This window comes from Halobacillus campisalis (assembly GCF_030345335.1).
GTDB lineage: Bacteria > Bacillota > Bacilli > Bacillales > Halobacillaceae > Halobacillus_A > Halobacillus_A campisalis.
The window spans coordinates 314,659-328,017 of sequence record NZ_JAPVRC010000001.1; the positions used below are offsets into that span (position 1 = coordinate 314,659).

Annotated in this window: 16 protein-coding genes and 1 other RNA gene; 3 read left to right on the forward strand and 14 right to left on the reverse strand. The window is 40.6% G+C overall.

Annotation, left to right across the window (positions count from 1 at the left end; all coding sequences use genetic code 11):
* Window positions 1–12 precede the first annotated feature (12 nt).
* Genes O2Q26_RS01535 through O2Q26_RS01550 form a run of 4 tightly spaced genes read right to left on the reverse strand, consistent with a single transcriptional unit; the run spans window position 13 to window position 4,173 of the window.
* On the reverse strand, window positions 13–969 hold the full coding sequence (locus tag O2Q26_RS01535) for a thymidylate synthase (RefSeq protein ID WP_289214264.1): 957 nt from the start codon (window positions 967–969) through the stop codon (window positions 13–15).
* 19 nt (window positions 970–988) lie between these two features.
* Window positions 989–1,588: an HD domain-containing protein gene (locus O2Q26_RS01540; protein ID WP_289214265.1), complete on the reverse strand. Its 600-nt coding sequence runs from the start codon at window positions 1,586–1,588 to the stop codon at window positions 989–991.
* Between the two features lie 10 nt (window positions 1,589–1,598).
* Window positions 1,599–2,453, reverse strand: coding sequence for a DUF72 domain-containing protein (locus O2Q26_RS01545; protein WP_289214266.1), 855 nt, complete (start codon window positions 2,451–2,453; stop codon window positions 1,599–1,601).
* A 49-nt stretch (window positions 2,454–2,502) separates the two neighbouring features.
* Window positions 2,503–4,173 carry a formate--tetrahydrofolate ligase gene (locus O2Q26_RS01550; RefSeq protein WP_289214267.1) on the reverse strand — a complete coding sequence of 557 codons (1,671 nt, stop codon included), beginning with the start codon at window positions 4,171–4,173 and terminating at the stop codon, window positions 2,503–2,505.
* A gap of 168 nt (window positions 4,174–4,341) precedes the next feature.
* Here O2Q26_RS01550 and O2Q26_RS01555 point away from each other — a divergent pair, with 168 nt between their 5' ends.
* On the forward strand, window positions 4,342–5,010 hold the full coding sequence (locus O2Q26_RS01555; RefSeq protein WP_289214268.1) for a queuosine precursor transporter: 669 nt from the start codon (window positions 4,342–4,344) through the stop codon (window positions 5,008–5,010).
* Between the two features lie 126 nt (window positions 5,011–5,136).
* Complete coding sequence (locus O2Q26_RS01560; RefSeq protein WP_289214269.1) at window positions 5,137–5,529, forward strand: ribonuclease HI family protein; 393 nt, start codon at window positions 5,137–5,139, stop codon at window positions 5,527–5,529.
* A gap of 24 nt (window positions 5,530–5,553) precedes the next feature.
* Here O2Q26_RS01560 and O2Q26_RS01565 read toward each other — a convergent pair whose 3' ends face one another.
* From O2Q26_RS01565 to O2Q26_RS01580, 4 genes are all read right to left on the reverse strand, one after another.
* The gene (locus tag O2Q26_RS01565; protein WP_289214270.1) at window positions 5,554–5,835 is read right to left on the reverse strand and encodes a DUF6123 family protein; all 282 of its coding nucleotides are present in this window, start codon (window positions 5,833–5,835) and stop codon (window positions 5,554–5,556) included.
* A 92-nt stretch (window positions 5,836–5,927) separates the two neighbouring features.
* Window positions 5,928–6,104, reverse strand: a complete 177-nt coding sequence (locus O2Q26_RS01570) for a hypothetical protein (RefSeq protein ID WP_289214271.1) — start codon at window positions 6,102–6,104, stop codon at window positions 5,928–5,930.
* Window positions 6,105–6,186: 82 nt separating this feature from the next.
* Window positions 6,187–6,681, reverse strand: coding sequence for an isoprenylcysteine carboxyl methyltransferase family protein (locus O2Q26_RS01575; RefSeq protein WP_289214272.1), 495 nt, complete (start codon window positions 6,679–6,681; stop codon window positions 6,187–6,189).
* 1 nt (window position 6,682) lies between these two features.
* Window positions 6,683–7,768: a type III polyketide synthase gene (locus O2Q26_RS01580; RefSeq protein WP_289214273.1), complete on the reverse strand. Its 1,086-nt coding sequence runs from the start codon at window positions 7,766–7,768 to the stop codon at window positions 6,683–6,685.
* Between the two features lie 262 nt (window positions 7,769–8,030).
* Here O2Q26_RS01580 and O2Q26_RS01585 point away from each other — a divergent pair, with 262 nt between their 5' ends.
* Window positions 8,031–8,573 (forward strand): hypothetical protein, encoded by a 543-nt coding sequence (locus O2Q26_RS01585; RefSeq protein WP_289214274.1) that lies wholly within the window; start codon window positions 8,031–8,033, stop codon window positions 8,571–8,573.
* Between the two features lie 43 nt (window positions 8,574–8,616).
* Here O2Q26_RS01585 and O2Q26_RS01590 read toward each other — a convergent pair whose 3' ends face one another.
* The 6 genes from O2Q26_RS01590 to O2Q26_RS01615 form a co-directional block, all read right to left on the reverse strand.
* A complete protein-coding gene (locus tag O2Q26_RS01590) occupies window positions 8,617–10,110 on the reverse strand; it encodes a carboxypeptidase M32 (protein WP_289214275.1) in 1,494 nt (497 codons plus the stop codon).
* A gap of 31 nt (window positions 10,111–10,141) precedes the next feature.
* Complete coding sequence (locus O2Q26_RS01595) at window positions 10,142–11,278, reverse strand: THUMP domain-containing class I SAM-dependent RNA methyltransferase (protein ID WP_289214276.1); 1,137 nt, start codon at window positions 11,276–11,278, stop codon at window positions 10,142–10,144.
* 114 nt (window positions 11,279–11,392) lie between these two features.
* Window positions 11,393–11,771: RNase P RNA component class B (rnpB, locus tag O2Q26_RS01600), an RNA gene on the reverse strand.
* A gap of 95 nt (window positions 11,772–11,866) precedes the next feature.
* Window positions 11,867–12,187 carry a cell division regulator GpsB gene (gene gpsB / locus O2Q26_RS01605; RefSeq protein WP_253934715.1) on the reverse strand — a complete coding sequence of 107 codons (321 nt, stop codon included), beginning with the start codon at window positions 12,185–12,187 and terminating at the stop codon, window positions 11,867–11,869.
* Window positions 12,188–12,267: 80 nt separating this feature from the next.
* Window positions 12,268–12,831 carry an SLOG family protein gene (locus tag O2Q26_RS01610; RefSeq protein WP_289214277.1) on the reverse strand — a complete coding sequence of 188 codons (564 nt, stop codon included), beginning with the start codon at window positions 12,829–12,831 and terminating at the stop codon, window positions 12,268–12,270.
* 85 nt (window positions 12,832–12,916) lie between these two features.
* Window positions 12,917–13,321 (reverse strand): cytidine deaminase, encoded by a 405-nt coding sequence (locus O2Q26_RS01615; RefSeq protein WP_289214278.1) that lies wholly within the window; start codon window positions 13,319–13,321, stop codon window positions 12,917–12,919.
* Window positions 13,322–13,359: the final 38 nt, after the last annotated feature.

Genomic DNA, 13,359 nt, shown 5'->3' on the forward strand with positions numbered 1-13,359 from the left:
TTTATAACAAGTTTACACGGCTACTGGAGCTTTTATCCCGGGATGTGGGTCATAGCCTTCTAATTTAATATCTCCCACTTCAAAATCGAACAAGCTCTCGATTTCTTTATTCAATAATAATTCTGGAGATTCTTTCGGTGTTCTCGACAGCTGCTTTTCTATTTGTTCGATATGGTTTGAGTAGATGTGGGCATCTCCTAGCGTGTGAACGAATTCACCTACCTCCAAACCACATTCCTTCGCAATCAAATGGGTAAGAAGCGCATAGCTTGCAATATTAAAAGGTACGCCAAGAAAAATATCAGCACTTCGTTGGTACAACTGACAGGACAACTTCCCATCAGCTACATAAAACTGGAACATCATATGACACGGAGGTAAAGCCATATTGGAAGGCACATCCTCTGGATTCCAGGCTGTAACAATGTGCCTTCTCGAATCGGGATTATGTTTAATGTTGTAAATAACATCCTTAAGCTGATCGATGGTGTCACCGCGCGTTGTCTCCCAAGCTCTCCACTGTTTGCCATAGACTGATCCCAGGTCACCAAAACGCTCGCAGAAACTGTCATCATGCAAAACTTTTTCTTTGAATGCAGCCATTTCTTTATCATAGGAAGCTTTGAATTCTTCATCCTGCTGACTGCGCCTGCCAAAATCGGTCATGTCCGGTCCTTCGTATTCGGAGCTTTCGATATATGATTGAAAGGCCCATTCATTCCATATGTTATTGTTGTGCTCCAACAGGTAACGGATATTCGTATCTCCTTTGATAAACCATAAAAGTTCGCTCACGATTAATCGAAAGGGTATTCTTTTAGTCGTCAGTAAAGGAAATCCCTCTTGTAAATCAAAGCGCATTTGATATCCGAACAAAGAATACGTTCCTGTACCGGTACGGTCACCCTTGACCGATCCTTTATTCAGCACTTCTTTACATAATTCTAAGTATGTTTGTTCATTGTTCATAGAGCTTCACCAGCTTTCTCTAAATTCCCTCTGTGTTCCATTCTTCAAAAAATTGCTCTAAATAATTTAACATATATTTGTGCCGTTTGTCTGCTTCCTTCTTTGCAAAAGGAGTGTGCACGTTGGATGATAATGTGAGCAGTTTATCATAAAAATGTTGAATGGATGTGGAGCTTTGATCACTGTGTAACAGCTGTTTATGACTACCTCCATAAGCAAATGTCCGGGCGATTCCGATTGCACCGAGAGCGTCAAGCCGGTCGGCATCCTGGACAATCTTTCCTTCTAGCGTTTCTGGTACAGTGCCTTTTGAGAAGGAAACATCTTGAATGGCAGCGAAAATATCATTTATCTTCTGTTCGTTTAATTGAAGAGTGAGAAGGAAGTCCCTCAGTTCTTCTAAGGCGGTTTCAGGATGATCGAACAATTTCGCATCACCTATATCGTGGAGCCAGCCTGCTGCCTCTGCTACAAAAAGATCGGCTCCTTCATCATGTGCAATAGCAAGCGACCATTTGGCGACACGATCCATATGATAATAGTCGTGGCCGGTAGGGTCTTCAGCAAAGTGCTCATGAACTAGTTTCTTTATAGCCTGGATGACGTTTTTCTGATTCATTCTAACACCTCTAAAATTGAAAAAGATCCATTTGTCTCGGGTTTAAATCTTCATATTCGATTTGGAGCAGTTCTTGCATTTGTTTAGCGTTATCTGCCGCATCTCCTCCTGAATTATTATTGAACAGCAGCGTTACTTCAGGTGTGATTGCTTGCAGTCTATCTACTCTTTCCTTCCATTCTTTCAGTTCTTGTTCATTATACCTGTATAAGAACCTCACCTTACGCCAGTCTTTTCTTCCATTCTTGTTCCATCCATGTACGTTTCTTCCATGAAAACGCACCAGTGTCTGTGTAGCATGAGTAGGTACCTCCACTAATGGGACAGAGCCTTCCCCTGCTTGAGGTTCATCACATATCGTATGAATCCATTGCTGGTCCTTCATAAAATCCAAAGTTTGATTTTTATATTTATCCGTAAACCAAGACCGGTTGCGGAATTCTAAGGCAAGCGGATAAGGTTCGAGCCAATCTTTAATCAGCCTCAGCTTTTGAATGTGTTCTTTACGCACATCAAACCATGGCGGGAATTGAAACAGAAGAGCTTGTACCTTATTCGCTTCCACCACAGGCTGGATTGATTCTTCATATCTTTTGATGAGATCCTTCGCTTCTTGGACTGTTCTCGTTTCACGGTCATGGCCGGTCAACTGTTGGAACGCTTTGATGACAAAAGAGAAGTTATCCGGCGTTTGTTTCAGCCACTTTTCATAATGGGTGACCGGCTGGATAGCATAAAATGCAGTATCTACCTCAACGACTGGAAAATGAGAGGCATATACGGATAGTTTTTCATCTGGTTTAGTTTGGTCAGGGTACAGAGTAGCATGATCTCCCCAGCCCGTTAACCCGATACGAATGCTCAATAGTTATCCTCCTCTCCCGATAAAGGATGCGAAATAGCAGCTTACGCGGTTAGAATAATCCGGTTATCGTGCCATCTTCTGTTACATCCATATTTAATGCAGCCGGCTTTTTCGGCAAGCCGGGCATAGTCATCACTTCCCCCGTTAAAGCAACGATGAAACCTGCCCCTGCAGACACTTTTAATTCTCTCACTGTAACTGTAAATCCTTGAGGACGTCCATACAGTCCAGGCTCATCTGAAAGAGAGTACTGTGTTTTTGCCATACAGACAGGCAATTGATCATGTCCGTGCTTGTTCAACAGTGCCAATTGTTTCTTAGCCTTTGAGGTATATTCTACATGGCCGGCGCCATATATTTTCACGGCCACTTTATGAATTTTTTCTTCTGTAGAATCCTGTAGATCATAAGTATAAGTAAATTTTCCCGATTTAGACTCGCAGCACTTCATCACTTTTTCAGCTAGATCAAGCCCGCCTTCTCCCCCTTTAGTAAACACTTCGGTTAAGGAAGACGCGACGCCTTGATCGTCACACCAATCCTTCAACCACTGAATTTCCTTATGAGTATCAGTAGGAAAACGATTGATAGCTATGACGTATGGAAGATTGAATTGATCTATGGTTTCCATATGCTTCTTAAGATTGGCCACTCCCCGAGTAAGAGAGTCTAAATCCTCCTTGTCCAACTGACTCTTTTCTACACCTCCATGCATCTTTAAGGCTCTAATAGTAGCCACGATAACGACGGCACTCGGTTCGAATTGACCGGCGCGTGTTTTGATATTTAAAAACTTCTCAGCCCCTAAATCTGCTCCAAAACCTGCTTCTGTAACTACATAGTCCCCTAGTCTCGCAGCTGTTTTTGTTGCAATCAGACTATTGCAGCCATGAGCGATATTCGCAAAAGGTCCGCCATGGATGATGGCTGGCGTATTTTCCAGCGTTTGAACAAGATTAGGCTTCATGGCCTTGTGAAGCAATAAAGTAAGTGCACCTTCAAACCCCAGCTGTTTGACCGTTATCTGTTCTTTATTGTAGGTGTAACCGATGACGATGCGCGATAATCTAGCTTTTAAATCTTGCAAATCACTGGCTAAACAAAGAACCGCCATAATTTCAGAAGCTACAGTAATAGTGAAGCCATCTTCCCTCGGCACCCCCTTCGCAGGCCCCCCGAGGCCGACGACCACTTCACGCAGTGCCCGGTCGTTCATATCCAGTACTCGCTTCCATTCCACTCTACGCGGATCAATTTGCAAGTCGTTTCCTTGGTGGATATGATTATCGATGAAGGCTGCCAGTGCATTGTTGGCTGCTGTTATCGCATGAAGATCACCGGTGAAATGCAAGTTAATATCTTGCATAGGAACAACCTGGGCATAACCACCTCCAGCCGCTCCCCCCTTCAGTCCCATCGTAGGTCCAAGAGAAGGCTCGCGCAGAGCAATTACTGCTTTTTTATCTAATAAATTTAAAGCCTGTCCCAGTCCTACAGTGACTGTAGATTTTCCTTCTCCCGCCGGAGTCGGGTTAATTGATGTAGTCAATATGATTTTTCCGTCATTTTTATCAAGGAATTTATCCAAAATGTGTTGTGAAAGTTTGGCTTTATCATGGCCATACGGCTCCCATTCATCTGAAGTTAACGATAGGTTCTCTGCGATGTTTTTAATGGGTTTAATACGTGCTTCTAAGGCGATTTCAATATCAGATTTCAATGCAAACAACTCCTTCAGCGATCCTGTTAATACTATTGTACCTAAATGACCATCGTTCTAGTATGATTATATAATTCTATTGAAAGTCAATACAAATCCCCGTATAATTAATGGCTGTTGTCACGCGGTTCGTAAACTCCCGCGTTATCAAAACTAAGGAGGAAAAAAATGAGTAACGAGTGGATATGGATCATATTTGCCATTATAAATTTCAGCTTATTATTAGGAGTCTATAAACTGTTCGGTAAACCAGGATTGTTCGTTTGGATCGGAATGGCTACTGTTGTGGCGAACATTCAAGTAGTTAAGACGATTGAACTGTTCGGCTTAACCGCCACCCTTGGAAATATCGTTTATGGTACAGCATTTCTCGCAACGGATATTTTAAATGAAAAATATGGGAAAAACGATGCCAAAAAAGCAGTCTGGATGGGATTCTCGACATTGATTGCCATGACTATCATGATGCAGATGGCCATGTTGTTCACTCCCGCATCCTCGGATATTGCGCAGCCTGCTTTGGAGTCGCTGTTTGGAGTAACGATACAAATCGCTGCAGGAAGTCTTCTAGCCTACATTGTCAGTCAGTATTTCGATGTATGGCTTTATTCTAAACTGAAAAACGTGTTCACTTCTGACAAGACGTTGTGGGTAAGGAATAATGGCAGTACAATGGTCAGTCAGTTATTGGACAGCGCCATTTTCTGTGGAATCGCCTTTTACGGATTATATCCCTTTGACATTTGGCTGGAAATATTCCTGACGACTTATATTATCAAGTTTATCGTAGCTTTTATGGATACACCGTTTTTATATGCGGCTAAAACTTTTAAATGAATCACTTTTGATAAGATAAGCTTTGATTAATTAGTTTGTTCGAATTTACTTGCGGTTTTATTTCGTATACGTGCGCTGATACCGTAATCATCACATATATATAAACCTGAAAGGAGCTGAGGAACCATGATAGAGGTCTATACAGATGCCGCGAGCGCAGGAAACCCAGGACCCAGCTCCATCGGTGTCCACATCAAACAAGGTAAGAACCGTTTTGAATTCAGTGAACACTTGGGAGTTTGTTCAAATCATGAGGCTGAGTTCCACGCGGTTATTCGCGCTTTGCAATATTGTCAGCAGCATTTCCCTGGCGAAATTATATCCATCCGCTGTGACTCCCAAATCGTCATTCAATCCGTTGAAAAGACCTATTGTAAAAACCCGGTTTATACTCCGTTATTGAATCAAATTCTTGCACTTCACGATAAGTTTTCATATGTATTTTATAAATGGATATCTGATAAAGAGAATAAACACGCGGATCGGCTGGCACGAGCAGAGCTAAAAAGGAATCAGTAACTGAAAGGTTACTGATTCCTTTTTTTATTGGTTCGAAGTCAGACCCCTTCGTTCTAAAGATTCGTAAGCTTGCTTTCTTGTGGTAATTGATGATGAAGAAATATGTTCTAAAACACTTATGTAAAAACTTGGGTCGAATTTTTTCTGCAATTTCAAAGTCATCTTCAATGCTAAAATCGTTTTCCATTCTTCTACATTCGTTGAGTTTTTACCAAAATAAATAAAATGAACATCTTCATCAGAAAGCTTGAAGCCTCTCGACCATAAATCTTCTAAATAGTAAGCTAATGAGTGAGTTTTCTTCATGGAACGCTCCTTGGTAAACAGAACTTTAAACGACAACATGTGAGTAATTTCTCTTATTTTCATTATAACAAATAAAAAAAGCCAAGTGTGAATCACTTGGCTGTTAATGTTTTTTTGCAAGGTTTTTGCGGAATTTCCTGATGTTTATCTTTTGACGCTGCCATGATTTGAATAACAGACTGGGCCGCTGCTGACCCGCCTTTAGCCATCATCCGAACGATCACTATACTATAAATCGCGACAATGAATAATAAAAGAAAAACCATCATATCTGCCACTCCCTAATTGATAATGATTTTCATTAATGATTAGATTATAGCAAAACAAATAAATCACAGCAATCTTTTATATTCAAAATTCCCCTTCAAGTGCTCTCTCTTCAGCAGGAATACGAACGGTAAGTACCAGTAGATGCAGTAATGGAAAGACAATAGCGGTAAAGTAAGCCTGAAAAAGAAGCGGTATAATTAGTAACTCTAAAAAGACGATGATGTAATTCGGGTGTTTAATATAACGGTATGGACCTCTTTCCACCAGATGTTCATTAGGAATGACGATAATTTTAGTGTTCCACCGCCTGCCGAGTGAAAGGATACACCAGATCCGCAGTATTTGAAGCAGAACAAATGTAACGATCAATACAGGAGAAAGCCACATGTCCGTCCCTCGGAAGTAGAACCACTCAAATAACAAAATGGAAAAAAATGAAACATGAAGAACAATGAACAGAAAATAATGACGACTTTCGACTTCTACACCGCCTCTGCTGAACATCCACTTTTTATTAGAATGAGCGACGATAAGCTCGGCTACCCGTTGAATGACTAAAAAAATAAACAACCACATGTCATGCCCACTCCAAACTTACGATTTCTGAAGAGAATCCAGGTCCAAGAGAAGTCATGAAAGATTTCGTCCCTTGTGGAGGATTATTTACCATGATACGTTCTAAAACAAAATGAACCGTTGGAGAAGACATATTTCCGTGGTTACTTAACACTTCTTTTGTATAATCCAAAGCCTTTGTATCAATCTCCAATGATTCGATATAAGCCTCTATAACTTTTTTACCTCCTGGGTGAGCGACTATAAACGGCATTTCAGAAGGCTCCACATTGTATTCTAGGAAACAATCCTTCATATGGTCTTTCCAGAAACTACGCACTAATTTAGGAATGCTTTTTTTGAAAATAACTTCAAACCCTGTATTCACAACTTTCCACCCCATCACCGATTGACTGTGGGGCTTTGTTCTCGTACTGGCTCCTAAGACTCTTGGTGCGCTTTCAGCCTTTTCTTTCAGTAATTCGGACTCTTCCCCTGCCATAAGGACAGCAGAAGCTCCATCAGCGAATAAAGCTGAACCTACAAAATTACTTACACTAATATCGCGGTGCTGGAAAGTAAGGCTGCACAGTTCCACACATACGACTAAAACGTTTTTATCAGGAGCACCTTTAAGATAATCATACCCTTTCGCTACTCCGCTTGTTCCTCCAGCGCATCCTAGACCGAATAAAGGGGTGCGCTTTGTTTGTTCAGAGAAATCCAATTTATCCATTAAGTAAGCGTCGATCGTCGGGGTCGAAATCCCTGTAGATGAGATAAAAATAATATGATCGATTTCAGATGCACTGATGGGACGTTTCAATAATACTTGATTTTTCAAACAATTCATTATAGCTTTTTCACTATATTCAATAGCCTTTTCGCAATACAACTCATTGACTTCTTCTAATGTTTTTTCAGTTTGATACCATTGCAGCGGAAATGCTAATTGTCTATTATTTATCTCCGTATTTTGAAAAACTGGAAGCAGCCGCTCCTTGTGTAAAGAATCCATCGGAAATGTTTCCTGTATGAAGTTCTGAATCTCTTCTTGTTTATAATTATAATCCGCTTCGTGATGAGCGCAGGAAAGAATAAAAGCCATAAACGCACCCCTTTTTAAATTAGAGTGCCTTATAAGTTTATTATTATCCTTAAAAGTTTTTTCCACTCTATTACCATGAGTGCGAGAAAACTTATTGTAGAACAGACAAGACGAGTAAACTGCATTTCATTACCAGCAATTCACACTTTTCAATCTTTCTCAGAAAATTCTCCATATTATAACATTTTTTAAAATAGTTTACACGCACAAATAGAGTATTTAGACTACTCATTGAAACGTATATACATAGGAGGACATAATAATGAAAAAATGGTTGATTACATTAGGAATAGCTACTGTAATTACAGTGGCTGGCTGTTCGAATGAAGAGGACAGCAATAACTCAGACTCAAGTGATAACGATGAAACAGAAGAAACTGCCAATGAAGACACGTCAACTAACAAAGAAATCTTAAACGTGCAGCAGGATATGGCTACAACATTCCGTCCAGAACAATCCCAGATCGCTGATTATGAAGCAGCTGTCGGAGCAGAGGAACCTGACGAAGATACCATCCGCGAAGCAGGAGAAGCAGCTAAATCTGCAGCAAGTGACGCGGCAGCTAAAGTTGAAGAGTATGAGATTGAAGCAGATCTTTCTGATGACATCATTGAACAATATGAAGAAGCTCTACCATCTCTAAAATCATATTTTGAAGAAGTAGAATCCGCTCTTGATGAAAGCCTCACAGATGCAGATCTGACTTCAGCAAATGAGGAATTCGAAAAATTCCAGGAAACCATCAATGGCATTTATGAAGATGCCGACCTTAACCCGACTAATCTCAAAAATGAATTTTCATAAAAAAAACCAGCTGTTGTGTTAAACAGCTGGTTTTTTTTACATACTAGAATTGATAGATGCCTCGATATTTATCCGTCAAATAAGAAATTAAATAATCAGCGTTCAGTCCTTCGCCTGTCACATCATTTAGAATAGACAGCGGCTTTTTCATTTTACCGTATTGATGAATGTTCTTCGTCAGCCACTGCTTGATTTGATGAAAATCGCCAGCCTTGATCGTTTCATCTATGTCAATCTCCTGCTTCATCGCATGCTGGATTTGGGCAGCGTACATGTAACCTAAAGCATAGGAAGGGAAATAACCGAAGTCTCCCCCTGCCCAGTGGATATCCTGAAGTACCCCTTCAGAATCCTTGCGAGGAGTAACACCTAAATAACTGTGCATTTTCTCGTTCCACAACTCGGGCAAATGCTTCACTTCAATATCGCCTTGAATCAATGCTTTTTCTAATTCGTAACGGACCATTATGTGAAGTGGATAGGTCAGTTCGTCCGCTTCAATTCTTATAAGTGAAGGTTTCACTTCATTTACTGCACGGAAAAAATCCTCTAAAGGTATTTGCTCGAATCGCCGAGGAGCATAGGACCGGAAGACTTCATAATGCGTCTCCCAAAATGGCCGGCTGCGAGCTATGAAGTTTTCCCAGAACAACGATTGAGATTCATGGATTCCCATAGACGTTCCAGTAGCGAGAGGAGTAAAAGACAGGTTGGGATCGATATTCTGTTCATAAAGTGCATGCCCTCCTTCATGAATCGTACCGAACACAGCCGTGCGAAAATCTTTCTCATCATATTTCGTAGTTACGCGAACATCATTTACATTCAAGCCGATGGCAAAGGGGTGAATTGTCTCGTCTAAACGGCCTGCTTCGAAATCATAACTCATACGCTTTAAAATCTCTTCACTGAACTTTTCCTGCTGTTGTTTAGGAAAATGGCCTTTTAAAACTTCGGGATCCGGCTGCACAGGCGCGTTTTTAATTTCATTAAGTAGACTGGTTAAGGATTCACGAACCTTAGGAAATACTGCATCCAGCTGCTCGACCGTGACCCCGGGTTCATAATTGTAAAGCAGGGCATCGTATATGTGTTGTTCATAGCCCCACAAATTGGCGAATTCACGATTGTATTTTACTAACTCTTCTAAGTACGGCTGAAAACTTTTAAAGTCATTATTTTCTTTAGCTTCAGCCCACCTTGATTCCGCTCGTGACTGAAGAGTTACATACTCTCTATACATAGAAGCAGGAATCTTTGTCGTGCGGTCATAGGTTTCTTCTGCGACTTGCAGAGAAGCAGTCAACCGATTACTTGAAGGTTTGTTCTTCAGTTCCTCAATGTACTCCTTCAGCACATCAGAGGTTTGAATTTCATGTACTTTCTGTGAAAGAACTCCTAGCACTTCTGAACGGTTATCCATCCCTTTGCTTGGTGCTTTTGTTCGCATATCCCAGGCCATCAAGCCAATAGCTTCTTGAAAAGATGACTGTTCTTTCAACAAACTCCAAAATTTTTGCTCAGTAGATAGACTCACAGTAAGCTCCCCTTGTTTTATAGCTGTTTGATCACTTTACATGCTTTCCGAAATACTGATAATAATCGGTTTTGATGAAGCCGTTGAACAATTTACGTTTTTTAGTCGCTTCTTTTCCGTAAAGGCTCTCGAAGCTTTCGTTTGATGTAAGAATATAGACACTCCATGATGGATAATCACGCATAATCACACCTAAATCTCTGTACATCTCCTCTACTTCCGGCTTATCTCCCATCCGTTCTCCATAAGGAGGATTGGCTACGAGATAGCCGTTATCTTTTTTGGGATGAAAATCTTTCACCTGCATTTGTTTCCACTGGATCAAGTCACCCAAACCTGCTTCCATTGCATTGCTCTTAGCTATTTGTATCATGTCATGACTGATGTCAGAACCAGTAATATCAAGAGGCTGGTCGTAATTAGCATGATCTTCCGCTTCCTCGAATGCACGTTCCCAATCTGATGAACTGATAAAATGCCAATTCTCTGAAGAGAACTCCCGGTTGAAGCCTGGTGCAATGTTTTGTCCGATTAAAGCTGCTTCAATCGCAATTGTTCCGGACCCGCAAAATGGGTCGACAAAAGGTTGATCAGGATACCAGTTTGTCGTTTGGATAAGAGCTGCCGCAAGCGTTTCTTTAAGCGGAGCCTCTCCCTGACCAACGCGATAACCACGTTTATGCAGACCGCTTCCTGACGTATCCATAGTGAGAAGAACTTCATCCTTATGAATAGCGACTTCTATACGGTGAAAAGCTCCAGTTTCTTTGAGAATGGAAGCCACACCGTATTTTTTCTTCAATCGTTCAACTACTGCTTTTTTAACGATGGATTGACAATCAGGAACACTATACAGTTTGGATTTAACTGACTTCCCTACGACGGGAAACTCACCCTCCTCTGTAATAAATTCCTCCCATGGAAGTGCCTTCGTTTGTTCAAAAAGCTCATCAAAACTATAAGCTTTAAACCTTCCAACTAGCAGCTTGACACGGTCAGCGGTCCGCAGCCATAAATTCGCTCTTGGAATAGCTGAGACGGGAGCTTCAAATACCACTCTGCCATTTTCTGTTTGCACATTTTCATATCCTAACGCTTTTACTTCCCGGGCAACGAAAGCTTCAATGCCCATAGCTGCTGTTGCAATTAATGTCACCTTTTGTGTCATATTGAATCCTCCTATGTATTCGTACATGAAGTTCTGTTGAAATAAAAAACCCTTCTAAAAAGCATAAGGCTTTTCAGAAGGGAATTCTCATGTTGAATCAATGACCTTTGAATACTCTGTAAGCCATGTTCTGTTCCATAGTACTGCCAGCGGTGGTCAACCTCGTACTCCGGTGGTAATCATCTATCTGCCGCTTTACGCGGCCTTTCTTCTGGTTGTATTCCCATCCAAAAGTGCCCCTACCTTAATTTGGGTTGCTCGCTCGCGGGGTTTACCTCGTTCCACCTGAAATATTTCTATTCCAGCTTCGTCACTGTGGCACTTTCAAAGTATTCATACCATATTCTTACGAACGTAGGTATTTTCCCTGCCGTTAGCTAATAGCTACCTTGACTTATGGTTTCGTCAAGCACGAACACTACAAACATCTCAGTTTGTGCGAGCATGGACTTTCCTCTGCATGATTTCACTCATACAGCAATTACCCGAGTATTCAAATGAAATCAGTTTCCAACAATCTTACTCTAAAGCAAGTCTACTAATAATAGCAAAAATACTAGCTCTTGTCACCAGGTATTTTGTGGAAAACTATTCTTCAGCGTATTTTTTTCCAAATACCGCTTTTTCCAAGTTGGACACCCGCTTAATGATGTCGTAATTCACCTGGTGATTTTGATTATTATTGATAGGTCTCATTCTTTGTGTGGGAGCATCATCCCGGGCCGGAAATTTTTTAAGACGGCTATTTTCATTTTGAAGGTTTTCTATTTCTTTTGTAAAGGTTTCATAATCTTGAATGATCAAGTCCAAAAATTCATCTACTTCTTCCTGATTGTACCCACGCATAGACGTTTTGAAATCTTTTTCTAAAATATCTTTTCCATTCAACTTGTACTTCTCTACACCCATTTTTATCACCTCTGTTCAGCACATTACCTATATTTTTTCAAATCATTGCGAGAATGTCAATTTTTCTCCTAGTAAATTTTTCATTGATTCCAAAGATCAGGGTCTGCCATACGTATTTCTTCAGCGGTTTCTTCCAAATCAAACGGGGTTATATAAAGTAGTGGGTAATCATGATGTTCCCTATAAGAGTCAACTAATTTCAAAAAGTATTTCGGGGAGCCGTCCGTCTCTTCGTCATATAATAGTAAACACCCCTCCGAATGTTCTACTAAGAATTGATCTTTTGCCCTGAATTGGTAGGGACCTTCATACTCTTTATCATAAATCGGCTTATAAAAGTCGGCTTGCTCACAAAGCATTTCATAGGCGTGCTGCAACATTTCCGGCCATCTGGTCTGTTGATTTATGAATGGAGGAAGAATACCCAATTTAATGTCGTACTCTTCTTTTAAATCCAATACCACTTCCCCTGTCCATAACTCGACACCCATTTGGCCCGAAATAAGAATCCATTCTAATCCTTCATCAATAAAAGATATCAACCTTTTTCTTAAAGCACTTTTTATAATATCTACCTTAGGGTCATCTTCTTTAAATATCCCTAACTCCATCGGTTTGTAGCCTGAAACAACGATTGTTTTCATCTCTATCACACTCCACCCTTATTGTATGAGATTTATGTGAAAATTAATAATAAAAAAACTACCTGAGTCAGGTAGTTTTTTCTTGTTATTGCTCTTTGTTTAAATCATTAGGCGAGAACGAAAAAGGCAAAAGCTCGTCCATTGACACAGTTTTAACCGAGTCTTTTAAATTTGTAAGGTGGATCTGCAGACCTGGATGAAAGAATTCACTCATGACCTGACGGCAGGAGCCGCATGGGGGCACCGGTCGTTCGGTATCCGCAACTACTGCCAGCTCCTGGAAATCATGGTGACCTTCAGAAATCGCTTTAAAGATAGCCACCCTTTCGGCACAGCAAGTTACAGGGTATGCCGCATTTTCAATATTGCACCCTGTATAAAGACTTCCGTCTTTTGTAAGTAATGCAGCGCCCACTTTAAACTTGGAATAAGGAGTATAAGCTTCGTTTCTAATTCGTTTAGCTTCTTCAATTAATTTTTGTTTATTCATTTTCATCCTCCCCCTATGATTGGGAAGACTATTATAAA